The following is a 24,776-nucleotide window of genomic DNA, read 5'->3' on the forward strand; positions in this document are numbered from 1 at the left end:
ATAAAATGCCAATGTCTCTAAAATGTCTCTGAAAACTCACAATTTTGAGAGATTTTAATTTTTAGTAATTTGGAATAAAAACAGAAAAAACAGAACCCTGCCCAGGCTTAGATTTTACCTGAATATACCCTTTTTGCAGGGTAATAATTTCACGGGAAAGATAAAGTCCAATGCCAATACCTTCTTCATCATGAACCTCCGGCTCACGGTAAAATCTTTTAAAAATTGCCCCCTGGTTCTTTTCACAAATTCCTTTTCCCGTATCCTTAATATCTATTTTTGTGTAAAATTCCCATTTATCTACTTTTATTTCTATACTGCCCCCCTTCTCTGTATACTTTACTGCATTATCTAAAATATTATAGAGAGCTTCGCTTGTCCATTTTTTATCGTGGTTAACAACCAGCAGTGAATCACATTGTACTGAAATATGGATATTCTTCTTCTCTGCATTTACAAGCACTTCTCCTAGGGCCTCTGCCAATGTATTATAAATAGGATACGATTTTGGACATATTTGAAGAACTCCTGTTTCCAAACGGGATATTTTAACCATGGACTGCAGGAGAAAATCCAGTTTATTTATCTGGATATCGCAAGACTTTAAAAACTCCTGCTGCTTTTTCCAGGACATTGAACGCTCTCTTAAAATGGTATTATACATTTTTATGTTGGCAATGGGAGTTTTCACCTGGTGGGAAATATCAGATACCAATCTTTGTATGGCCATTTTCTCACTTATATTTTTATTGCTGTTATTTTTCATGATGTCATAGAGACGCTTTAATTTTATCTGAAGTTTTGCCATTAAGGTTTCTGTTTCTAAATTAAAGTACACCTCTTCACTGCCTTTTATCATGTTATCCAGATACACACTCATGGATTCAGAAAAATATACAATTTTACCTCTAAGGGCAGCCACAGCCAACAGGGCTATAAACTGAAAAAGAGCTGCAAATCCAAGGAGTAAAAGACGCAGACTCCATTTTTCTGTTATCTGAAATGTAACACAGCAAAAACATATAAAGGTAAAAATCCATAATACTGCCCAGCTTATATAAATACCCTTTGAAGAAGAACTATAAAACATTGCATTTTTCACCTACCCACATATAACCCATTCCATAGACAGTTTTAATATATTTATGACCTTTATTTTGTATTTTACTTCTAAGACGGTTTACATTAACAGTCAGAGCATGTTCATCAACAAAATTTCCATCATTATCCCAAAGTTTCTGCAATAAAATTTGTCTTGTGAGAACCTTGCCGCTGTTGGCAACAAAAATTTTCATAAGCCTATACTCAGAAGATGTAAGCATAAATGCTTTATTCTCTCTAATTACCATCAACTTATCAAAATCAACCATTAGATATCCATCATTGTAAATATTCCCTATGTTCTCTTTTTCACAACGTTTTAATACTGCTGCCACACGTCTTCTAAAAATCCCCACGCTAAAAGGCTTGGTTATATAGTCATCAGCACCCAATTCAAAACCTTTTATAGTATCCTTTTCCATATCACAGGCAGTGAGAAATATAAGAGGAATGTCTTTTAATTCCTTTATCCATCTGCAGAGTTCAAAGCCGCTGCCATCTGGAAGATTTATATCCAGTACAATTAAATCAAACTCAGTTTCCCTTACAGCTTCTCTGGCCTGTCCAGAACTACAAACTGTATCAACCTTATAACCTTCCCTCTCCAAATCAAAACTGAGCCCTGTGCTTAAAGCTATATTATCTTCTACTATAAGTATTCTTTTCATATAAATTTTCCTTTCATTTTTACTACAGTACTATATCTATATTGGTACCCTTCCCTAAAGTACTCTCTACATTTATACTGCCTCCCTGGACATCTATTATCTGTTTGGATATGGCCATGCCAAGTCCAGAACCTTCAACAGAAACATTGGTATTTGTACCTCTGTAATATCTTTCAAAAATGTACTTTAAATCATTCTGGGATATTCCCCTGCCATTATCTTTTATTAAAATGTGAACTCTATCTTTTTTATAAACTGAAACATCCACCCTAACTTCCTGTGGATTATGTATTATGGCATTAAAAATCAAATTGGAGATGGCTCTTCTAAATAGATTTTTATCTGTTAAAATATTTATATTTTCTCTTTCAAAATAAAGATTTATATTTCTATTTGAATATAGAGGGTGATTTAAAATTTCCACAATTATATTTTGAATAAGTATCACCACATTTACATTTTCTTTTTTTAAGGGTATAGTTCTATTTTTCAATTTATAAGTGAAATTTAAATCTTCAACTAATCCTTGAATATAGGAAGATTTATCGTATATTATTTTTGAATAATCTAAAATTTCATCCTGTGAAAAAGTGTAATCGGAATCTTTCATTATTTCAGCATATCCTTTTATAGAAGACAGGGGGGTTTTTACATCATGGGATATGGAGGAAATCCAGTTCTCCCTTACCTTTTCCATTTCTTCTCTTTTATTTTTATTTTCTTTAAGAGTTTTGCCTAAATTATTTAAATTGGCAAATACATTTTTATAAACCCCCTGTTCCATATGATTAGTTTCATAATGTCCTCTGGAAAGCTCATTTATGCTGTTAATAATAGTTTCAAGTGGCCTTCCCATTCTTTTTCCAAATATAAAATAAGAGGCAATCACTGCAATAGTAACATTTACAGCTAAAAGTACAATAAACCCTCCTCCAAAAAAATTTCTAAGTGCAGTTGGATTGAAAATAACAGTGTGTTTTGCTATACGCCAGGTAGGAAAACCTATAATATATGCAAAACTTTCATTATCATATTCTTTTTCACTTATAAATATAGAATAATTGGCTATATCATATTTATAAATATGGGCCATTTTTATGGGAGTATATACCTTTGGTACCTCCTGTGGCTTTTTAAAAGAATAGATTTCCTTAAAACTTTCATCTATTATTTGAATCCAGGCTTTATTTTTTACAAGCTCATTTTTACCTTCATCATTCAAAACAGGCTTATTATCTTCAATATCTATATATTTTGAAAAAGTCCATGTAAACTTTTCAGGATTAAATCCTGGCAAATTACTTTTGGTGTATATAATAGCGCTTCTCCATACAAACATAACTACAATAAACTCTATCATAATTATAAATACCAGAGTCACTAAAAATTTTGTTGTAAGGCTCCAATTGGTTTTAATTTTGTTCATAAATTTCATAAGCTGCTACCTCTAAATAAAAAATATTAATCTTGGGGAATATTAAACTTATATCCCAGTCCCTTTACAGTAACTATATATTGAGGCTTTGAGGGATTACTTTCTAATTTTTGTCTAAGCTTTCTCATATGAACCATTATGGTATTGTCATATCCTTCATAATTATCATTCCACACCTCATCACATATCATCTCCTTTGTCAATATCTGATTGGCATTTTGCGTCATATAACATAAAAGATGATACTCTTTAGGGGTAAGTGTAATATTTTTGCCGCTCTTTAACACTTCTCCCTTTTTAAAATCAATAATTAAATCTCCAAAGCATATTTTCTCCTTCTTCATGGTAAGTTCATTTTTTATGTATATATTTCTCCTTAAGTGAGCTTTAATTCTAAACACAACTTCTTTAGGGCTGAAAGGTTTTGTTACATAATCATCTGCTCCCAGTCCAAGAGCCAGTATTTTATCTATATGGTCACCTCTGGCAGATAAAAAAATAACAGGTACATAAGAAAACTCTCTGATAGCCCTGCAAACTTCAAAACCATCCATATCCTCCATCATAACATCTAAAACTACTATATCAGGTTTTTCATTTTTACATAAATTTATGCCATCTGTGCCCTTTAAAGCTTTAAATATCCTCTTGAAGCCTTCTTTTCTGAGAACCGTCTCCATAAGTTTCAACAATTCTATTTCATCATCAATTAAAAGAATTTTTTTATCTAAAATTTCATCATACATATTAGTCCTCCAATATGAATATTATCTGCCTCAATTATAACATTATTTAATATTTTTGATTTACACATCAAAATTTTAAGGTTCTCATAAGGTTCCTATAAGCAGAACTTAAGCTTGAACTTATATTATAAACTCACAATGAATTAAAGGAGAAAAAATTATGTCAGAAAAAATTATAGAGACTAAAAACTTAACCAAGGAATTTAAAGATTTTAAGGCAGTAGACAAGCTGAGCCTTACAGTGAAAAAAGGTAGGGTATATGGATTTCTGGGGCCAAACGGTGCTGGAAAATCTACAACCATAAGAATGCTCCTGGGACTTATAACACCTACAAAAGGACAAATTAAAATATTTGATAAAAATTTAAAGGAAAACAGACTGACCATTTTGAGAAAAATTGGCTCTCTGGTTGAATCTCCCTCCTATTATGGAAATTTAACTGCCTATGAAAATCTGGAAGTAACAGCAAAACTTTTGGAACTCGATTATAAATACATTGATGAAGTTTTAGATTTTGTAAAACTTACTGAATGGAAGGATAGACAATGCAAAAAATTTTCTCTTGGAATGAAGCAAAGACTTGGAATTGCCCAGGCACTTATATCAAAGCCGGAACTCTTAATATTGGACGAGCCTACTAATGGACTTGACCCCTCTGGAATTCATGAAATAAGGGAGCTTATAAAAAATCTTCCTAAAATTTATAATATGACAGTAATTATATCCAGCCATAATTTAAGTGAAATTGAACTTACAGCAGATGACATAGGTATCATAAACAGAGGAAATATGTTGTTTCAAGGTACCCTTGAAGAACTTCACTCAAGAAGTAAAGGTGAAATCTGTATAGGAGTGAAGGACTTGAAAAAAGCAGCCCATACATTGAATGATCATGGCTATAAATACAAAATAAAAGATGATGATATTTTTGTAAAACCCCTGGAAGTGGAGCCTTATGAAATCTTAAAGCAATTAATATTAAATGACAACAGAGTATTTAAATTTATAGAAGTACAAAAATCTCTTGAAGAAATATTTCTTCTTCTCACCGAAGGGGGAAAAAATATATGAGCTTTATATGTGTTTTAAAATCTGAATTGGCAAAGTATAAAAAATCCCTGTTGTGGAAAGGTGTATTTTTTATTCCCATATTTTCATCTATTCTTTTATTTATAGATCTTCATCTAAGATATGATTATTTAATGGAAAACAGTAGAATAAGGGAATTAGCTCAAATAGGAATTTATAATAAAATGGATGTTCTGCTTTATGAAAATCATTTATCTACATTGTGGTTCATACTTTTAAATTTATCTGTGGTAGTAATAGCTTTTATTGTAAACTACATGGAATACAGTGAAAATACCTGGAAACAAATAGTGGCAAGACCTGTAAAAAGAATGAAAATTTATCTATCCAAATGGATTATAGTATTTACAGCCTCAGTTGCTTTAATAGCTTTAAATGGGGTTTTTGTAATACTTATAAAAAAGTTCTTTGGAATTGAAGGAAATTCTGCATTGATTTTTAAATATGTACTTCTGGAAATTGCTGCAGTCTCAGGAGTAGTAAGTTTCCAGCAGTTTATAAGCTGCTACATCAAAAATTCCTTAGTTGCCGCTGCCATAGGATTTGCAGGTACTATAGGATCATATATGCTTGCACAGAGTAAGATACTTGGAAATATAAATCCATTTTCCTGTGTTTTAAGATCACTTCCTCTAGGGGACATGAATGATGCCCATGCAGCTGCCATTTTTGGAGCAATCTCAGGTATATTATGGCTTATCATAGGAATTTTAGAATTTAATAGAAGGGATATCAAATAGGTGGTGTATAAAATGAAGAATATATATAAAGTGGAATTATTAAAATTAAAACATTCAAAAATACTGGGCATAGTTATGTTTTTGCCTTTGTTTTTCGTAATCCTAGGCTTTGCAAATTTCCTAAGATACAGGGATCTCTTCACATCAAAAGGTCAGAACATATGGCAGCAGGTATACACTCAAAGTTCCATGTTTTATGGACTATTTCTCATGGCTTTATTTATTACTATTTTAGTTGCAGTTTTAGTGAGAATAGAAAACAGTGGAGATAACTTTAAAAGAATACTTGCATTACCTGTAAAAAGAAGTGATATATACATATCAAAACTATTTATAGGCTGCGGTATGGTACTTTTAAATCTTTTTGTATTTACTCTACTTATAATTGCTGCAGGAATAATTGCAGCACCCCATAATGAGAGTATGCCAAGAGAGATTATATATTCTCCCCTGTTGTGCTTTATAGCTTCACTTCCTGTTATAGCAATTCAATATTACTTTACCATGAAATTTGAAAACATTGCAGTTCCTTTAGGAGTAGGAGTGGTATTTTCTCTTCCATCAGTGCTTATAAACAACACCAGATACTGGATATTATTTCCCTGGGCTTATCCTGGAAGGGCACTTTTAAATGGTTCAAATTTAAATTTTCCCTGCCCCAATTATATGTATATAATATCTCTGGCGGTATTTGTTATTTTTATAATTGTTGGCATGTATGAATTCAATAAAAAAGATATATGATTTTTATGAATTAATTTTCAGTTTTATGTTGTATAAATTGCTTTTTTTTACTATAATTAAAACTACTGCTAAAGGATAGGAGTGATCATTATGTCTTACGTTGATTCCGTACTGGAAGAACTCATTAAAAAAGATGCCCCGCAAAAAGAGTTTATTCAGGCTGTCACAGAAGTTCTGAATTCTATTAGACCTGTAATTGATTCCAACAGCCACTTCAAAGAGATGGGACTTTTGGAACGTATAGTGGAGCCGGAACGAGTTTTGATGTTTCGTGTACCCTGGATGGATGACAATAAAAAAGTAAGGGTAAACCGTGGATTTCGTGTGCAATTCAACAGTGCCATTGGCCCTTATAAAGGAGGACTTCGTTTTCACCCTTCTGTTAATCTAAGTATCATCAAATTTCTTGGTTTTGAGCAGATCTTTAAAAATTCACTGACCGGTATGCCTATTGGAGGCGGTAAAGGCGGTGCAGATTTTGATCCCAAAGGTAAATCCGACCATGAAATAATGGTATTTTGTCAGAGTTTCATGACTGAACTCTTTCATCATATAGGACCAGATACAGATGTACCTGCCGGTGATATTGGTGTTGGAAGTCGTGAAATTGGATATTTGTATGGTCAGTATAAAAGATTAACTAATCGTTTTCACGGCGTTTTAACTGGTAAAGGGTTAACTTACGGGGGATCATTAGCCCGCACTCAGGCAACTGGTTATGGTGTAATTTATTTCGCAGAAGAAATGCTGAAAATTAAAAACGATTCCATTAAAAACAAGAAAATTATTATTTCAGGTTCAGGCAATGTAGCTATCTATGCTGCAGAAAAAGCCGCAGCATTAGACGGTAAAGTCATAGCACTTAGTGATTCCACAGGGTGGATATATGATAAAGAAGGGATAGATTTAGAAACAGTGAAAAAAATCAAGCTGGTTAACCACAGCCGTCTCAGAGATTATATATCCATTCACAAAAATGCAGAATATCACAGAGGTAAAGGTATATGGTCCATTCCTTGTGATATTGCCCTGCCTTGTGCTACACAAAATGAACTGGATGCAAAAGATGCCTCAAATCTCATTAAAAATGGTGTAAAAATGGTTGTTGAAGGTGCAAATATGCCTATAACCATTGAGGCCATACAACTTTTACAAAGTGAAGGAATACTCTATGCCCCTGGAAAAGCAGCCAATGCCGGCGGAGTGGCAACTTCCGCACTGGAAATGAGTCAAAATTCCATCCGTACAAGCTGGACTTTTTATGAAGTTGATACCCGCCTGCGCCACATTATGTCCAGCATCCATGAGCATACCTACGATGCAGCAGAAGCTTATGGTCACAAAGGAAACTATTTAGTTGGTGCCAATATAGCTGGCTTTCTAAAAGTAGCAGAAGCTATGATGGAGCAGGGAATAGTTTAATTTTAAAAGCAGCTATTACTACTTGCAGTAATAGCTACTTTTCATAAATTACTTTTATTATATCACAAAAAAATCAAATGATTCATCTCCAATTGTAATAATATTCTATATAATTGACAATATCTTTTTTATTAAGTATTATATATTTAGATGCAAACCATTTGCATCTAAATATTATTTTTTAAGGAGTGAAAATACAAGTGTGTAAAAAATACAAGCTATGCAAAATAGTATTATGCTCTTTTCTAATTACTTCTTTCATGTTTATTTTTGCCGGCTGCAGCAGCAAAACAGCTGAAACTACTAATACAAACTCCCAATCCAAAATAAAAGTTGTAGTATCCTTTAATGCTATGAAAGAATTTGCTTCAGCTATTGGAAAAGATAAGATTGCCATTACTACAATAGTTCCCAACGGCACGGAACCTCACGATTTTGAGCCAACTACAGAAAGCCTTAAAAATTTAAGCAGTGCCAATGTATTTATATACAACGGACTAGGTATGGAATCCTGGACAGACAAAGTTTTAAAATCTATTGATAATAAAAATTTAGTTGTAGTAAATGCTTCAAAGGACTCAAATCCCATCAAAAATACTGATGCTGAAGAAATAGAAGAACACGGAGAATATGATCCTCATATTTGGATTAGTTTAAAGGGTGCAGAAGTTGAATCCAAGAATATTAAAGATGCTTTAGTTAAAGTGGACCCTTCAAATAAAGAATTCTATGAAAAAAATTATGATGAATTTTCAAAACAGCTAAAGGATCTTCATAATGAATATACTAAAAAATTTGAAACTGTGAAGAATAAAAATTTTGTGACAGGCCATGCTGCCTTTGCATATCTCTGTAGAGATTACGGTCTAACTCAAAACAGTGTAGAAAATGTATTTGCAGAAGGAGAACCTTCTACAAAAAAATTGAAAGAACTGGTAGATTACTGCAGACAAAATAAAATAACGACTATATTTATGGAAGACATGGTAAGTCCTAAAGTATCTACCACCCTGGCCAATGAAATAGGTGCCAAGGTTGAAAAAATATATACACTTGAAAGTAAAGAAGATAACAAAAACTATATTGAAAGTATGAAAAATAATTTAGAAATAATTTATAATAGTTTAAAATAAATTCACATATATCTGCTGTACCTGAATAATAGCACAAATTGATAACTATCCCCTTTTTAGTGAGTAATAAACAATTTATTTTTCTCATATAAATAGTTAAGTAAATTAAAATAACAAAAAGGGGATGTTAAAACTGTTTACAAAAGAGAGTAAAAAGTATTTCTTTTCTTTAGTCATTCTTTTCTTATTTATTGTACAAAGTATAATTCCTTTAAAAGTATTTGCAGATGATAATTCACAAACTATAAATACAGATTCCATTAGAGCTAAAATTGTACAAATAGTATCTGATAAAAAAAAGAATATTGCCGCAGGTGACAAAAATGTTGTTCTAGAAGAGCAGACATTAAAAATACAAATTTCAAGTGGAAAGCATAAAGGTGAAGATGTCACTATAAAAAATACTGTAGATCCTTCCAAACAAGGAAATTTAATTTTTAATGAGGGAGATCAAGTATTTCTATCTATAAGTGAAGATAGTAATGGCAATATAACCTCATCTAATATTTATCAGGTTGCCAGGGACAAGCCCCTAACTTACTTACTTATATTCTTTATACTTTCTATGATATTAATTGGAAAAGGCAAAGGATTTAAGTCTATAATAACATTGACATTTACCTGTTTTATGGTAATAAAGGTATTTCTAAATTTAATTTTACAAGGATACAATCCTATAACTATTTCAATATTTGTCTGTATTGCCATAGCCATTGTATCTTTAATCGTTATAGGAGGAATAAATCGAAAAACCATTTCAGCTATTATTGGAACAACTAGTGGAGTAGTTATATCAGGAGTTATATCATTTATAGTGGTCAATTTGACTAAAGTTTCTGGAGTAGGTACGGAAGAGGCTCAGCTGCTTATGGATATTCCTCTTAAACATGCACTTGATTTTAAAGCTATTCTATTTGCAGCCATACTTATAGGAGCCCTGGGGGCTGTAATGGATGTAAGTATGTCTATAGCATCAACCATGACAGAAATAAAAGAAGCACATCCTAAAATCAGTCCCGGCAGACTTATGAAAGCGGGAATGGTTGTAGGCAGAGATACTATGGGAACTATGGCTACAACTTTAATTCTTGCTTATATTAGTGGTTCAATATGTTTAGTTCTAGGTTATTTAGCCAATAACAGTAATTTTTTAGATATAGTAAATCAGGATATGATAGCTTGTGAAATTATTAAAACTTTAGCCGGAAGCATAGGTTTAATCTTTACAATCCCCATAACAGTTATTGTATGCTGTATTTTAAGTGATTAGAATAAAAGTTCTTCTTAAATCCTCCTTCTAAGGAGGATTTATTCGTTCATTCAAAAAGCAACAATTACATCTCTTCAAATATTATTGTATAATAATATTATCTTTAGTATATTATAGCTAATTAGGTATTAGTCTTCTTAAAATTTCAACTATAATCACGCCTAAAGACCATAATCTGCATCTATGGAGGAATTGATATGAAAAGTATAAAAATAAGAATTATTATATTAATTAGCTTGCTGTCTATAATAGTTTGTACAGGTTTAGCCCTGCAACTGTATAATTCAGCTAAGAATATATTGGTACAAGATGTAAGACAAACAATGCCAAACTTTGTTACCCAGGGATCAGAAAATATCAATCAATTTGTAATTAATCAATTTACTATACTAGAAGGATTAGGGTCCAGTGAAAATTTACCTACAACAGTTAATAACAATACTGATATACAAAATATCAAGGAAATACTATCAAAAAAGACAAAATCCTTAGGCAGTTTGAGAATGGCAGTAATAAACAGTCAGGGAACTGCCATATACGATAACGGTGAAATTGAAGATGTTAAAAATACCGATTACTTCAAAAAAGCAATCAATGGTGAAAGAGTTGTTACTGATCCTATTAAAATGGGTAAAGAAGATTCCCCTGTAATGGTATATGCTGTTCCCATAAAAACAAACAATAATATTACTGGCGTATTGATTTCCATAAGAGATGGATATGAATTAAGCAGTTTTGTTAAAAATATAAAATACGGAAAATCTGGAAATATTATTGTACTTAACAAACAGGGAGAAACTATTGGTCACTCAAATATTGAAATAGCCAAAAAAAGTATAAATATTAAAGAACCTACCGAAACTAATACCAACAAGAAAAATGTGGATACCGTTACTTCTGCAACAGCAAAAATTATTGATAAGGATTCAGATTTTATTAACATACCTGATTTAGTAAAACAAATGACAAATGGAAAGAGCGGTTTTGGAAACCACACATTTAACGGTGTAAAAAGATTTATAATATATGGACCAATTGGAAAGTTAGGATGGTCAATGGCTATTGAAGTTAATAAAAGCGAAGTATTATCAGGTCTGACTTCTTTAAGAATGAAATGTATCGCTATATCCATTGTTTTTTTAATTTTAAGTATAATAATAGGATATTTAATCGCAAAAAATATATCCGATCCTATTAATTACCTCACGAAAATATGTAAGCAGATGGCAAATGGGAACTTTGTATTTTCAATTAAAGATGATTACATAAAGAGGAAAGATGAAATTGGTAATTTAGCTGTAGGTTTTAATAAAATCAGGATAAACGTTTCTGAAATTATACAGAATTTAATTGAAGAAGCTAAAAATATGGACAAATCAGTTAAAATATTTACCGATATAGTTTTAGAGCTCAATGCAATGATAGAAAATCTATCTACTTTAACAGAGGAATTATCACAGGGTATGAGAAATACGGCAGCATCCACAGATGAGATGAATGCCTCATCATCCAATATAGAAAATTCAATTAAAGATATTTCTGATAATTCTCAGTCAATGTCAGTATCCGTCAGTGAAATTAGTACAACTGCCAAAAACGCTCTGGACAACTTTATAAAGTCACATAATAAAATATTTGACACATTGTCAACTACAAAAGAAAATCTTTCAAAATCTCTGACAAACGCAGAAGAAGTAAATGAAATCGAAAATCTATCTGAAGCTATATTAGAAATTACATCAAAAACAAATTTGCTGGCCTTAAATGCCAATATAGAAGCAGTCAGGGCAGGAGAAGAAGGCAAAGGTTTTGGCGTAGTTGCCAGTGAAATAGGTGAATTAGCGAATGACTCAAAAAATACTATTAATGAAATGCAAAATATAACTAAAAATGTAATTAGCTCAGTAAAAGACTTATCCCACCATTCAAATGATATGTTAAAGTTTATGGAAAATGATATTGATAAAGATTATAAATTGATGCTTCAAATGATGAATCAATACAATGAAGATGCTCAGTCTATCCATAATATGATAGCTGATTTCAGTTCAAATACTAAAAATATATTTATATCCATACAAAGCATGCTTGAAGAAATTGATAAAGTATCCTCAGCTGCTGCTGAAGGTTCAAAAAATACTGAAGATATAGTACAAAAGCTAACCACATTATTACAAAAATCAAATGAAGTTCATGGAGAAGTTCAATACCTAAAAAATAGTACAGTAAAGCTTAACCAAATCATATCAAAGTTCAAAATTTCTTAATACTATATTGATGGCAAAATGCTTAAATATAAGCATTTTGCCCTATCTTATATAGTTAAATGTTCCATAATATTTTCTAATGCAGTTTTATTGTTAAAAAGATTATAACTTTGAAATACCATAGATGTATGCTTCCTCAATTCATGTATTTGCTTTTTAGTTATTTTTTCAAAGTCTATTTTTAATTTTCCTATTTCTATGGTACCCTTGTCTGGAATTTCCAAATAATTTATGCATCTTAACAAAGTCGATTTACCTGTACCAGAGGGGCCTATTATTGCAATAACCTCCCCCTTTTTTATCTCTAGGTTAATACCCTTTAAAACTGTAAGCTCATTAAACTTCTTGTATAGATTTTTAACTTTTATCATTTCATAAAACGCCCTCCCTTCAATTGGTTTAAATAATTAAAAAAGCTATTTTTCTTATTTAAGAAAAATAGCTTTTAATATCCCAAACTTTTATAAAACAGCCACTTTTCTCATCTTTCAGAGTATAAATTAACTCTGCAGGAATTAACACCGATACATATTGAAATAAATGCCGGTTGTTGGGTTTCATAGGGCCAGTCCCTCCGCCTCTCTTGATAAGAACCTAGTTTATTGATTTTTTTAAATTTCATTTTATTTATATTTTACACGTCGTAATACATTATACTAATTGTACTATAATGTGTCAATTATTAAATAACAAAAGCATAAGCTTAGCCTCTAAAATAAACTTATTGGAAAATAGACATAAAAAAAGTATTGACATTACTTAAAAATATATTTATAATACTACGTAATATTACTAAAACATATTAAATTCATTGGGATTTATCTTATATGAAAATCCCAAATAAAAATTAATAGAATTATATATCAATAAGCATGTACCATGTTTTAGTTGACCAGAAAAACTGGAAGCTAAATTTTAATCTTACATTTGTAAGATTAAAATTTAGCTTTTTTTAATTAATACATTGTGATTATTTTTTAAAATACTTTTTTCAAAAATGAAGAAAGTATTTATTAAAAATTATTACAGTGCAGATAACACATATAAATACATAGGATAAAAAGTCAAAAATCTATAAAAAAAATAGAGAAACAATATATTTTTGATACTATATTAAATTTTTTCAAAATACTTTTTCCAAAAACGAAAGAAGTATTTATTGAATTCTATAAGTGTAAGAGGTGTACTCATGAAAGATAATTCCAATGCATTAAAAAGTTTAAGCTTTGAAGAAAAAAAAATATTTAATTTACTTCAGAAAAATGGACGCTTATCTAAAAATAAAATTTCATCTAGGACAGATATTAAATTGACCACATTAAATTACGTTATGGAACCTTTAGAAAAAAGTAAAATGATAGTCGAGAGTTGTATAGGAGAATCTACAGGCGGAAGAAGGCCAATTTTATATGATATAAATATAAATGATTTTTATATTATAGGTATTGATATATCAATACTCTATACTCAGGTAGTTATTACAAATTTAAAAATGGAAATTTTGTATAAGGAACTATTTAATATGGATGATTCCTATACTCCTTGTGAAACTGTAAAAAAAGTAGTGGAAATCATTAACAGGGCTTATGCAAATCTAAACTTAAGCCATATGAAACTGTTAGGAATTGGAGTAGGATCTGTGGGGCCTTTAGATATAAAAAATGGTATTATAAAAAACCCTGTTGACTTCTTTGCAGATAAATGGACTGACGTACCTATAAAGAAAATGCTAGAGGAAAAATTAAAACACCCCGTTATAGTTGAAAATGGTGCAAATGCAGCAGTTGTTGCAGAGTATTTTTACGGCGTGGGAAGGGGAATTGAAAATATTGCTTTTTTTAATTGTGGTATCGGAATAAGAACAGGAACAATTTCTTCAGGACATCTTATAAGAACAATAAATGACGAAGAAGAAGCCTTTGGGCATATGACAATCGACATTGATGGTGAAAAGTGTAAGTGCGGAAATTACGGCTGCTTAGAATGTTATTCTACCATCAAGGCAATAATAAAAAACATTTCTAAAAAAATCAAAAAAGGTAGACATACCATTATAAATAAACCTGTAGAAGAAATTGATTACAAAGATGTCTGCCTGGCAGCTGAGATGGGTGATGAACTGTCAATAGATATAATTACAGATGCTGCATTAATTTTAGGATCAGGGCTATCTAATTATATAAAATTATTAAGTCCTAAATTAGTTATATTAACAGGACCTTTAATAATAAACTCAAAACTTTTTTATGAAGTTTGCGTTAAAAGTACATTGAAAAATTTAAATTCTACTAAAGGGAAAAGTGTAATTTTTAATCGATGTGGATATTTCAGCGGAGATGCCATATCAATAGGTGCTTCAGCTATGGTAATTGAGAGATGCCTGGAAAGTGGAATATAATTTATCCGAACGCTACCACTGGCTAATACCCCCATCTTCTTCAAAGGGGATAAGCATTGCTACGCGCCTGGATAAGTTCTTCTAAGGTTCAGATGGAGAAAAAGCATTACTTATGGGCAAACTCCACCTGAACCTAAGAATCACTTGATCTACTAAAAGAGTTGAAAAATGGGTTGAATTAACACTTGTATAACTCTACAAGTGATTATTGTTCATATTTATTTATTAAGGAGGTAATAAAAATGTCAAAAAGTTCAAGAAAAATAATATTGAGTTTATTAGCCCTGACACTGGTTGGAACATTTTTTGCAGGATGTTCAAATAATCAGCAAAATGGTAGTACTAATTCAAAAAAGGAGGTGGTAAAAATTGCTGTAGGCTATCAGACAGTTACTTCTCAAACTTGGGGAGCATTAATTATAAAAAATAAAAAACTCTACGAAAAGTATTTAGAAGAGAAATACCCTAATAAGGAATTTCAAATTGAATGGTTTAATGCCCAATCAGGACCACCGCTAACTAATAATATGGTGGCAGGAAAACTTCAATTTGCATTTATGGGAGACATGCCAATACTTATTAACGGAGAAAAGGGACAAACCTCTCAAAATTATAAGTCAGTGTTCTTAGCTTTTGATGGAAAGGGAGAAAAGGGAAAGAATCAGGCAATCTTAGTACCAAAGGACAGCAATATTAACTCAGTTAAAGACTTAGCAGGGAAAAATGTATCTGTACCTTTAGGCTCCAGTGCACACCGCATGCTGCTTAATGAATTGGACAAATATGGAATAACTGACAAGGTTAATATTTTAAATCAAGATGTTACCGTTGGCATGACTAATATAGAACAAAATAAAATAGATGCCCACGCTTCTTGGGAACCATTTCCAAGTCTCATAGAGAATAAAGGAATTGGAAAAACACTAGTAGATGGCAGTGATACAAATGTAGATTATTTAGACGGAATTGTTGCAGATAGAACATGGGTGGAAAAAAATAAAGATTATACAATAGCGCTTCTGAAATCACTGATAGAAGCTCATAAATATATAAGAGAAAATCCTGAAGATGCAGCTAAAATATTTGCAGAAGAAAGTAAATATCCAATAGATGTAACAAAGAAGATCGTTAAAAATATAAGATTTGATTCTGTTATATATGATAAGGATAAAGTTACTTTAGAAGGCAGTAAGGACTTTTTAAAAAAGCTAGATAAAATTAAGGATGTGGATTTAAATAAATTTATTGATGATGAATATATAAAACAGGCATATAAAGAATCTAATCTTCAATATCCAAGTGCAGATTTACTAAAAGGTAACTGGCAGCCCTTAAAATGAAGGAGATGACAATATATGAAAGAAAATACTACTTCTTATTCTAAGGTGAAAAAGATATTATGTAAAGTATTTTCAATTTTGGTATTCATTATTGTATGGCAGCTATTGGTTAATTTAAATATAAAAAGGCCCTTAATGTTTGGAAATTTACCATCACCATTAGATGTTTTTCAAACTCTTAAAACAATCATAATTCAGAAAGAATTTTATCAGCATGCTTTGTACAGCTGCATAAGAATTTTTATAGGCTGCACCTTAGCACTTCCTATAGCAGTGATATTTGGATTCTTGATTGGGTTGACCAAATTTGGAGAGAACTTTATACTGCCTATTTTTGATATGCTAAGGCCTATTCCTCAAATTGCCTGGATTCCTATAGCAATATTAATATTTCCGTCTGTAGAAGGAAGTATCATTTTTATAACTTTTTTAGGAGCATTCTTTCCCATACTAGTTAATACCATTGCGGGAACACAAGCTGCTAATTCACTGCTGATAGAAGCCGCAAAAAGTATGAGTGCAAGTAAATGGCAGTTAATAAGATATGTATCTTTTCCAAGTGCTGTTCCTAATATTTTCACTGGACTTACCATAGGTATAGGAAGCTCATGGATGAGTGTCATAGCTGCTGAAATGATATCGGGCAAGTATGGAATAGGATACTATACCTGGACTTCCTATACTTTAATGCAGTACCCCGAAACAATAATAGGTATGATAACTATTGGTGTTATAGGAGCAATATGCTTTTCTTTGGTGAGGAAGCTAGAAAAAATCATACTGGTATGGCGTGAATAATTGGAGGTGAAGAGTTTGACAATTAAAGTTAATAATGTTTCTAAAATATACGAAATTAGAGGAAAAAAGAAAGTTCTGGTATTAAAAGATATAAATTTAACAGTTAATACAAATGAATTTACCTGTATTTTAGGTCCCTCAGGCTGCGGAAAAAGCACGTTATTAAGAATAATTGCAGGACTTGATTCATCCACAGAAGGAACTGTTCAAATAGATGAACAGACTATAACTGAACCAAATAAAAATAGTTCTGTAGTTTTTCAAGACTATGCATTATTTCCCTGGAGAACTGTTGTACAAAATGTAGAATTTGGGCTTATATTAAGAAAAGTGCCACGAAAAGAAGCTAAAGAAAAAGCATTAAAATACCTAAATATTGTTAATATGAGTGAATTTAAAGATCAATATATACACCAGTTATCTGGAGGAATGAAACAAAGAGTGGCTATTGCAAGAGCTCTGGTAATGGAACCTAAAATTCTTTTAATGGACGAACCATTTGGTGCATTGGACACATTTACCAGGATTCAATTACAGGATGAACTAATTAACATATGCAAAAATAGAGAGCTAAGTGTGGTGTTTGTTACGCATGATATTGATGAAGCCATTTATCTGGGAGATAAAATTGCCATTATGAAATCTAATCCAGGTAACATAAATTCCTTAATAGAGATCCCATTAATCAAACCAAGAAATAGAACACATTACAATTTTACACATTATAGAAATCTTATATACAAAGAATTTTCATTAGTAAAAGAATTTGAACCTGAATATAACATTTAACTTTGGGAGGTTGAGAAAATAATGAATTTAGAAACTATAAATGCCGATGTGGTTATTCTAGGTGGTGGAAGTGCTGGAACAATTGCAGCAATTAAGGCAAAAGAAAAAAATCCTGATGCTTCGGTAGTAGTGTTAGATAAAGGACCAATAGAAACTTCTGGAGCAATAGGGAGAGGAATGGATGCCCTTAATATTGTAGCATCCCCTGGATACTCTACACCAGAAAATGTCGTAGAGGCTCTAACCAAGGTTACCGAAGGCGTTTTAGATCAAGAAACAGCTTATGTACTTGGAGAAAAAAGTTTTCAGGTAATAAAAGATTTAGAAGATTATACAAAAAGAAAGCCTGGAGACTTATTTCCAATTGATGAAAATGGAAACTATAAAGTGAACTATCTTCATCCAGTAGATCATCCATTATATCTTGCAATGGATGGAGAGGATATAAAAAGAGGACTAGCCAAAAGAGTTAGAGATTTAGGCGTTAAAGTTTTTGATTTTACACCAGCTGTAAAATTATTTACAACCGACGGAGAGGTTTCAGGTATACTTGCATTTAATATTCGCACAGGACAAAAATATCTAATAAAAACCCCTACAGTAATTATTACAGCAGGAGCAGCCGGTAAATTCGGATTGCCAAGAGATGGATATTTAAGTGGGTTATATGAATTTCCTGGAAATACAGGAGAAGGATTTTCACTAGCATATCAAGCTGGAGCTAAATTAATCAATCTAGAATGCTTTCAAACTAACCTTTTAATGAAGGACTTTAATGGACCAGCCTGTGGATATGTTGTAATACCAAGAGGCGGCTATGGAGTAAACGCACTGGGTGAAAAATATTGGACACACGGTTATTGGTCAGGAGATATGTTTTTAGCTGTTTGGCGTGAGTTTACGGAAGGAAGAGGTCCTGTGTATCTGAAGATGGATCATCTTCCAGAAGAAACAATAGAAGGACTGGAAAAAATTCTCTGGGGAACAGAAAGAACAACTCGAGGTTTGTTCCACGAACAAAGAGGAGAAGACTATAGAAGATGGGATTCAGTAGAACAGGGAATGGAAGAAATCACTTTATGTAGTGGTCATAGTATGTCAGGAATAAAGGTGAATAAATATGCAGAAACCAGTATACCAGGACTATATGCAGCTGGAGATTGTGCATCCGTTCCACATCAATATCTTACTGGAGCATTTGTATTTGGCAGCATAGCCGGTCAGCGTGCAGTAGAATATGCAAAGTCACATAAAACAAAAGAAATAAATGCAGATTTAAAAGAAGTTATTGAAGAAATAGAAAGTCCTATAAAATTAGAAGTTGGATTATCTGTTCAAGATGTTGAATATAAAATCAGATCTAAAATAAGCCAATACCTTACACCGCCAAAAAGTGATCCACTTATGAAAAAATTGCTCTGGTGGATCGATAGAATAAGAAGAGAGGATATACCTAGGATAAAAGTTGATGACTATCACAATCTCATAAAGGTTACTGAAGTTAAAAGCATTTTAGATTGTGCAGAAATGGCAGCAAAGGCTTCACTATATAGAACAGAAAGCAGATGGGGACTTGGCCATTATCGTTTAGCATATCCCAAAAGAGATAGTGAGTGGGATAACAAATGGGTAGTAATACAAAAAAATCAAGAAACTAAAGAAATGGCATTATCTAAGGAAACTGTTCCACCACATAAATGGAAATTTGAAGAAAGGTTGGAATACGAATATCCAGTATTTAATTTAAATATAGGAAAGGGATATGTTCCTCCTGAAAATGATAATAGAGATTCTTGGATAGAAGAAAAGGTCAAAAGAGAAGGATTCATTATTCCTAAGAGAATTATTCCAGGAGGTAAGGAAAATGAGTAAAAACACTAAAAGGAGCTATCAATGGATAAGCTTTGATAAGGATAAGTGCATTTCATGTAATAAATGCGTTGATTATTGTCCCAGGGATGTTTTGAGACTTGAAGAAGATGGAATACCTTTCATGAAATATAAAGATGACTGCTGGTATTGTGATGTATGTTCATATATTTGTCCTAAAGGTGCTGTTAAATTAGAAGAAGTTCCATATTTAATCAAATAATAAAACCTATAAAAATAATGAATTCCCCTCCCATTATATATGACGAATAATTACCAAATAAATTGGCAAACTATAAAAAAATATATTTTAGGAGGGGAATAAAATGTTAAAAAAGAATATTAAAATAATAGCTGCTCTAGCTATTTTAACTTCATTAAATATTAATTGCATCACAGTTAATGCTTCATCATCTAAAAATGTATCTACAGTAAATGAAATCACCACACCATCAAAAAGTAATGATCATAAACACTTAGATTACAAGTCCCGCCTTGATGAACTGGTAAAAAATAATGTCATAACTGCCCAGCAGGAAAATGCAGCACTGGACTTAATAAAATCAAATGATTTTCATAAATTTATGAAAAAAAATCATGAATGTTCAAAAAATAAATTAGACACTCTAGTGGAAAAAGGTACCTTAACCAAAGAACAGAAATCTTCCATAAAGAAAGTAATCTCCTCTTCCAAAAAGCAGGGAAAAAATTTTAGAAGTTCTATCAATAACGGATTGGATGGGTTAGTAAACAACGGAACCCTAACTAAAAAACAAAAGACAGAAGTGGAAAATTTATTTCGTTCCTGTAGAAAAGAACGTATTGACAACCTAAATGCATTTTTCAAACAAAAATTTGATACTCTTGTAAAGAACGGAACAATAACACAACAACAGGAAGAGGCCATAATCAAAAGTTTGATACCATTTAATCATAATTCGTAATAATCTTTACTAGGGAGTTAGTCCCATGGCCATCAATCTAAGTAGTAACAATGGTTGAGGCTTTTTTATACACATTCATCAGGAGAAAAAGGAAAACAGATCAAACTATCTACTCTGTTTTCCAGCTTTATTTAATTTCATTTTTATAAATTTAATCTTGAATACCAGGGATACTCGGTAAAGCATCGAATCCCTTTTGAAGATCCTCATCCGTAGGGATATAATCAGACATTTTATTTTCATTATACTGTATATATGCCTGCATATCAAAATAACCAGTTCCTGTAAGACCGAATAAAATTGTCTTTGCCTCTCCTGTTTCTTTACATTTAAGTGCTTCATCGATAGCCACACGAATTGCATGGGAAGATTCTGGAGCAGGAAGTATTGTTTCATACTTTGCAAACAATGCAGCAGCATCAAATATCCTTGTTTGCTCTACAGCACGAGCTTCATCCATATATCCATCATGATAAAGCTTTGAAAGAATTGGACTCATGCCATGATAACGTAACCCACCTGCATGGTTAGCAGAAGGAATGAACTCACAACCTAATGTATACATCTTTGCCAGAGGAGTGATTTTTCCCGTATCGCAAAAATCATAGGCATATTTTCCTCTAGTAAGAGATGGACAAGAGGCAGGTTCAACTGCTATAAAATAAGGATTAGCTTTTTCAGTTAATTTATCCTGCATAAAAGGAGCAATAAGTCCACCAAGATTAGAGCCTCCACCGGCACAGCCTATGACTATATCAGGATAAGTATCAATTTTTTCCATAGCCGCTTTAGTTTCAAGACCAATAATCGATTGGTGAAGGAGAACTTGATTAAGAACAGAGCCCAAAACATAGCGACAGTTTTCCGTTTTTACTGCATGTTCAATAGCTTCAGAAATAGCACATCCAAGACTGCCCCCTGTATTTGGATTCTTAGCAAGAATAGCACGCCCAGCTTCGGTTGTATCTGATGGACTTGGAATAACTTTTGCTCCAAAGGTTTCCATAATTGCCTTTCGATAAGGCTTCTGCTGGGAAGATACCTTAACCATATAAACTGTTAAAGGTATTTCAAAGTATGCACAAGCTTCAGATAAAGCTGTGCCCCATTGACCAGCTCCAGTTTCTGTAGTAAGGGAAGTAATCCCTTGTTTCTTTGCATAATAAACCTGTGCTACAGCAGAATTCAGCTTATGGCTACCAGAAGTGTTATTTCCCTCAAACTTGTAATAAATCTTTGCAGGTGTATCCAGCGCTTTTTCCAGATTATATGCTCGACAAAGAGGTGACGGACGATAGATTTTATAGAAATTAAGAACCTCCTCTGGAATATCTACATATCTAGTTTTGTCGTCCATTTCTTGTTTTGCAAGTTCTTCACAGAATACAGCATATAAATCTTCAGCTTTTGCAGGTTTCATAGTGCCTGGATTTATGTAAGGCTCATGTTGTTCTTTCATATCAGCCCTAAGATTATACCACTTACGTGGTATTTCCTCCTCTGACAAATAAACTCTATAAGGTACTTTACTCATTTAATTTTAACCCCCTTTTCAAATTTTACTTTAAAGAATATAAAAAAGCTCTTGTCCCTAGTAAAAGGGACAAGAGCTCATACTCCTGCGATACCACCCAAATTGGTAAAAAATTACCCACTCTTTTCATATACATGATAATATATGCTCAATTTATAACGGGTAGAGTTTCCGTCAGTGCCTACTTGGAAAAGATCCTTTCAGACTGCCTTCATAAGTCCATTCATCTAGATAAATGTTATCGCATTTCACCCAAGCTGCGACTCTCTAAAAAACATATAATTCTAGAATACTATTCTTATTCATCAGTTTATTTACTTATAATAAATAATAAATTAGAACTTTTAATTTGTCAATAAACTTTTCTGCTTTCTTAGTTAATTTTATATCATAGTTATTTCTCATATAAATTTAACTCTTCCATTATATTTTCTAAAGGAATAACTTCTTCTTTTGATTCTTTATATTGATCATATGATTTAATTTCTTCTTCAGTTGGTTCATCTTCCTCTATACATTCCCATCTTTTCTGCAAATTCTCACTCTTTTTTTGTTTTAAATATTCATAAAAGTCCAATACTTCTGCTAATATTTGCACATCATTTTCTTTATTCAATTTTTCTATTATTTTTTTAGCTAATGAACTCATTTGATCACTTCCAGTTTAATTAATTTAATGATATTATATCATACACATTTTTTTAATAAAATACACCAGACTAAATCATCTTGTATTAATTACTGCAATATGTTACATAAAATGCGTCAAACTTTTTTGACTATTTAGCATATTAAAATAAAAATTACTATAGGAGCATACAAAATATTATCCCATAGTAATTTTAAAATAAAGATATCCTATTTATCTTCTAATTTTAAAGCCATAAATTAGCTTTAAATAATTTTCTTAAATTGTGAAGAGCTCTGTTCTTTCTGTAAACAGCTGTCCTATAAGCTATTTTCTTTTTTACCGCATATTCTTTTAAATTTTTACCTTTTATATAATACCAGATTATTATATTCTTATCTTTTGGTGAAAGTCTTTTTATAGCTTTTCCCAACTGTACTTGCTGCTGGTTTTTTATAAAATTTTCTTCAATATTTTCATTGGAAGGTATCATATCTATAAACAGCTTCCCTTCTGCATTACTGCTGTAAATACTGCAGCAGCTGACCTTTTTCACATTACTTCTTATTTGATAATAAAAATTTTTGGTCACAGCTCCTTTGGCATATGCAGGAAAAGGATATTTTGAATTTAAATCATAACTATTAATAGATTTAATAAGAGATACCCTTCCCTCCTGAAGCATGTCCTCCATAGTGTATCCATTTATATAAATGGATCTACATATATTTACAACCATTCCATTAAATCTCCTGCAGATTTCTTCTGCAGCACTAGAATCACCAATCTTTGCCCTTTCTAATAAAACTTCTAATTTAGATATTTTTAGTAAATCATAGTCTCTATATATTTCGATTTCATGGTGCTTATCTATCACGGCATCATTTTTGAAATCACATATCATACTATTCTCCTCTAAATTCAAATTTATCTTGCAAGTTTTAAGCATTTTTTATCCAAGCACTGAAATTAGCTAACACCCTAACTTCTTCAAAGTGGGAAATAAGCGTGGATAACGCGCCTGGATAAATTATTCTAAGATTCAGGTGGAGAATAGCATTTCTTATAAGCAAACTCCACCCAAGCCTAAGAATCACTTGATTAAATATTGTATTACAAAATTACAATCTTCGTGTCAATTTTCTCTTTTAGAAAGATGGATCTACATAAGTAAATCCACCTTATATCTAGTTCACAATGAATAACTTACAACTTTGAAAAACTTTTTATAGGAAAACCCCAACTAATTGTAAATTTAAATTATTTCACTTGAAGTTCTGTAGTTGAACTTTCTTCTATATGAGCTGAATCTATAGATTTCAAATCTCCACTTTTTGAAGTGAATATATTTTTTGCAATAATTGTCTCCATAGTGGTTTTCACTTCTTGCTCTGTTAAATTATCCTTTATATTTGAAACTCTTATAGAAGCCTTCTTACCTTCTTCAGTTAAGAAAGTCATAGTCAATACTCTTGTCATATTTTTCGCCACCCTTCTTTTTAATTCACAATGCACAATTCACGATTCACAATTGTAGATTTTCTGGAGGAAGATTCTAATTAATTGTGAATTTTTAATCGTAAGCTGTAAATTGTTTATCCGTTTGTTACTACACTTTCATCTTTTCTTACAATCTCCTCTATTGCCTTTCCTAGGAGGATCTCTATTTCCCCTGTCACATCATAAATATCCTGGGAAGAAGCAGTTACCTTTATATTTGAAAAAGTTTGCCTTTTAATTATATCTTTTCCTTCAGAATCCAATCCATCTTTATAACTTAATACTATAGAAGTTTCCAGTAAACTTGCATTAGCAGCCATTTGAATTCATCCCCTTTCAAGTAGTACATATGCAGTCTTG

Annotated in this window: 23 protein-coding genes, 1 pseudogene, 1 riboswitch and 1 other annotated feature; of the genes and pseudogenes, 14 read left to right on the forward strand and 10 right to left on the reverse strand. The window is 31.7% G+C overall.

Annotated features, from left to right (window positions below; genetic code table 11):
* Window positions 1-61: 61 nt before the first annotated feature.
* The 4 genes from CKL_RS14810 to CKL_RS14825 are packed head-to-tail and all read right to left on the reverse strand — an operon-like array spanning window position 62 to window position 3,950.
* A complete protein-coding gene (locus CKL_RS14810) occupies window positions 62-1,090 on the reverse strand; it encodes a sensor histidine kinase (protein ID WP_012103386.1) in 1,029 nt (342 codons plus the stop codon).
* On the reverse strand, window positions 1,080-1,769 hold the full coding sequence (locus CKL_RS14815; protein WP_012103387.1) for a response regulator transcription factor: 690 nt from the start codon (window positions 1,767-1,769) through the stop codon (window positions 1,080-1,082). The genes CKL_RS14810 and CKL_RS14815 overlap by 11 nt, the downstream gene beginning before the upstream one ends.
* A gap of 22 nt (window positions 1,770-1,791) precedes the next feature.
* Entirely contained in the window at window positions 1,792-3,195 is a 1,404-nt protein-coding gene (locus tag CKL_RS14820; protein WP_242652494.1) for a HAMP domain-containing sensor histidine kinase, read from the reverse strand.
* A 35-nt stretch (window positions 3,196-3,230) separates the two neighbouring features.
* Window positions 3,231-3,950, reverse strand: a complete 720-nt coding sequence (locus CKL_RS14825) for a response regulator transcription factor (protein WP_012103389.1) — start codon at window positions 3,948-3,950, stop codon at window positions 3,231-3,233.
* Between the two features lie 160 nt (window positions 3,951-4,110).
* Between CKL_RS14825 and CKL_RS14830 the strand changes: the two genes are divergently transcribed.
* The 7 genes from CKL_RS14830 to CKL_RS14860 all read left to right on the forward strand — a co-directional run bounded on the left by CKL_RS14830 (window position 4,111) and on the right by CKL_RS14860 (window position 12,616).
* The gene (locus CKL_RS14830) at window positions 4,111-5,022 is read left to right on the forward strand and encodes an ABC transporter ATP-binding protein (RefSeq protein ID WP_012103390.1); all 912 of its coding nucleotides are present in this window, start codon (window positions 4,111-4,113) and stop codon (window positions 5,020-5,022) included.
* Window positions 5,019-5,780, forward strand: coding sequence for an ABC transporter permease (locus tag CKL_RS14835; protein WP_012103391.1), 762 nt, complete (start codon window positions 5,019-5,021; stop codon window positions 5,778-5,780). The genes CKL_RS14830 and CKL_RS14835 overlap by 4 nt, the downstream gene beginning before the upstream one ends.
* Before the next feature lie 12 nt (window positions 5,781-5,792).
* Window positions 5,793-6,524 carry an ABC transporter permease gene (locus tag CKL_RS14840; protein WP_242649428.1) on the forward strand — a complete coding sequence of 244 codons (732 nt, stop codon included), beginning with the start codon at window positions 5,793-5,795 and terminating at the stop codon, window positions 6,522-6,524.
* A gap of 90 nt (window positions 6,525-6,614) precedes the next feature.
* A complete protein-coding gene (gene gdhA, locus CKL_RS14845; protein ID WP_012103393.1) occupies window positions 6,615-7,946 on the forward strand; it encodes an NADP-specific glutamate dehydrogenase in 1,332 nt (443 codons plus the stop codon).
* Window positions 7,947-8,206: 260 nt separating this feature from the next.
* The gene (locus tag CKL_RS14850; protein ID WP_049759172.1) at window positions 8,207-9,079 is read left to right on the forward strand and encodes a metal ABC transporter substrate-binding protein; all 873 of its coding nucleotides are present in this window, start codon (window positions 8,207-8,209) and stop codon (window positions 9,077-9,079) included.
* Between the two features lie 124 nt (window positions 9,080-9,203).
* A complete protein-coding gene (locus CKL_RS14855; protein WP_012103395.1) occupies window positions 9,204-10,349 on the forward strand; it encodes a YibE/F family protein in 1,146 nt (381 codons plus the stop codon).
* A gap of 197 nt (window positions 10,350-10,546) precedes the next feature.
* A complete protein-coding gene (locus CKL_RS14860; protein WP_012103396.1) occupies window positions 10,547-12,616 on the forward strand; it encodes a methyl-accepting chemotaxis protein in 2,070 nt (689 codons plus the stop codon).
* A gap of 50 nt (window positions 12,617-12,666) precedes the next feature.
* On the opposite strand, the pseudogene CKL_RS14865 reads toward CKL_RS14860, so the two are convergent.
* Window positions 12,667-12,987: pseudogene (locus CKL_RS14865) on the reverse strand (ATP-binding cassette domain-containing protein); the annotation flags it as partial.
* Between the two features lie 107 nt (window positions 12,988-13,094).
* Window positions 13,095-13,209: riboswitch (SAM riboswitch) on the reverse strand.
* A 596-nt stretch (window positions 13,210-13,805) separates the two neighbouring features.
* Between CKL_RS14865 and CKL_RS14870 the strand changes: the two are divergent.
* From CKL_RS14870 to CKL_RS14900, 7 genes are all read left to right on the forward strand, one after another.
* Complete coding sequence (locus CKL_RS14870; RefSeq protein WP_012103398.1) at window positions 13,806-15,014, forward strand: ROK family transcriptional regulator; 1,209 nt, start codon at window positions 13,806-13,808, stop codon at window positions 15,012-15,014.
* 242 nt (window positions 15,015-15,256) lie between these two features.
* Window positions 15,257-16,354 carry an ABC transporter substrate-binding protein gene (locus tag CKL_RS14875; RefSeq protein ID WP_012103399.1) on the forward strand — a complete coding sequence of 366 codons (1,098 nt, stop codon included), beginning with the start codon at window positions 15,257-15,259 and terminating at the stop codon, window positions 16,352-16,354.
* A gap of 15 nt (window positions 16,355-16,369) precedes the next feature.
* Window positions 16,370-17,152 carry an ABC transporter permease gene (locus CKL_RS14880; RefSeq protein WP_012103400.1) on the forward strand — a complete coding sequence of 261 codons (783 nt, stop codon included), beginning with the start codon at window positions 16,370-16,372 and terminating at the stop codon, window positions 17,150-17,152.
* 6 nt (window positions 17,153-17,158) lie between these two features.
* Window positions 17,159-17,941, forward strand: coding sequence for an ABC transporter ATP-binding protein (locus CKL_RS14885; protein ID WP_242649502.1), 783 nt, complete (start codon window positions 17,159-17,161; stop codon window positions 17,939-17,941).
* A gap of 21 nt (window positions 17,942-17,962) precedes the next feature.
* Window positions 17,963-19,813, forward strand: a complete 1,851-nt coding sequence (locus CKL_RS14890; RefSeq protein ID WP_012103402.1) for a fumarate reductase/succinate dehydrogenase flavoprotein subunit — start codon at window positions 17,963-17,965, stop codon at window positions 19,811-19,813.
* A complete protein-coding gene (locus CKL_RS14895) occupies window positions 19,806-20,033 on the forward strand; it encodes a 4Fe-4S dicluster domain-containing protein (RefSeq protein WP_012103403.1) in 228 nt (75 codons plus the stop codon). Before CKL_RS14890 ends, CKL_RS14895 begins: the two co-directional genes overlap by 8 nt.
* A 103-nt stretch (window positions 20,034-20,136) precedes the next feature.
* A complete protein-coding gene (locus CKL_RS14900) occupies window positions 20,137-20,754 on the forward strand; it encodes a hypothetical protein (protein ID WP_012103404.1) in 618 nt (205 codons plus the stop codon).
* Between the two features lie 151 nt (window positions 20,755-20,905).
* On the opposite strand, the gene CKL_RS14905 is transcribed toward CKL_RS14900, so the two are convergent.
* The 5 genes from CKL_RS14905 to CKL_RS14925 form a co-directional block, all read right to left on the reverse strand.
* Window positions 20,906-22,288: a TrpB-like pyridoxal phosphate-dependent enzyme gene (locus CKL_RS14905; protein ID WP_012103405.1), complete on the reverse strand. Its 1,383-nt coding sequence runs from the start codon at window positions 22,286-22,288 to the stop codon at window positions 20,906-20,908.
* A 62-nt stretch (window positions 22,289-22,350) separates the two neighbouring features.
* Window positions 22,351-22,603: a binding site (T-box leader), on the reverse strand.
* A 79-nt stretch (window positions 22,604-22,682) separates the two neighbouring features.
* The gene (locus CKL_RS14910; protein ID WP_012103406.1) at window positions 22,683-22,937 is read right to left on the reverse strand and encodes a hypothetical protein; all 255 of its coding nucleotides are present in this window, start codon (window positions 22,935-22,937) and stop codon (window positions 22,683-22,685) included.
* 226 nt (window positions 22,938-23,163) lie between these two features.
* Window positions 23,164-23,820 carry an RNA polymerase sigma factor gene (locus tag CKL_RS14915; protein ID WP_012103407.1) on the reverse strand — a complete coding sequence of 219 codons (657 nt, stop codon included), beginning with the start codon at window positions 23,818-23,820 and terminating at the stop codon, window positions 23,164-23,166.
* 356 nt (window positions 23,821-24,176) lie between these two features.
* Entirely contained in the window at window positions 24,177-24,395 is a 219-nt protein-coding gene (locus tag CKL_RS14920) for a DUF2922 domain-containing protein (RefSeq protein WP_012103408.1), read from the reverse strand.
* 116 nt (window positions 24,396-24,511) lie between these two features.
* Window positions 24,512-24,736, reverse strand: coding sequence for a DUF1659 domain-containing protein (locus CKL_RS14925; protein ID WP_012103409.1), 225 nt, complete (start codon window positions 24,734-24,736; stop codon window positions 24,512-24,514).
* Window positions 24,737-24,776 lie beyond the last annotated feature (40 nt).

Source organism: Clostridium kluyveri DSM 555 (genome assembly GCF_000016505.1).
GTDB classification, from domain to species: Bacteria; Bacillota; Clostridia; order Clostridiales; family Clostridiaceae; genus Clostridium_B; species Clostridium_B kluyveri.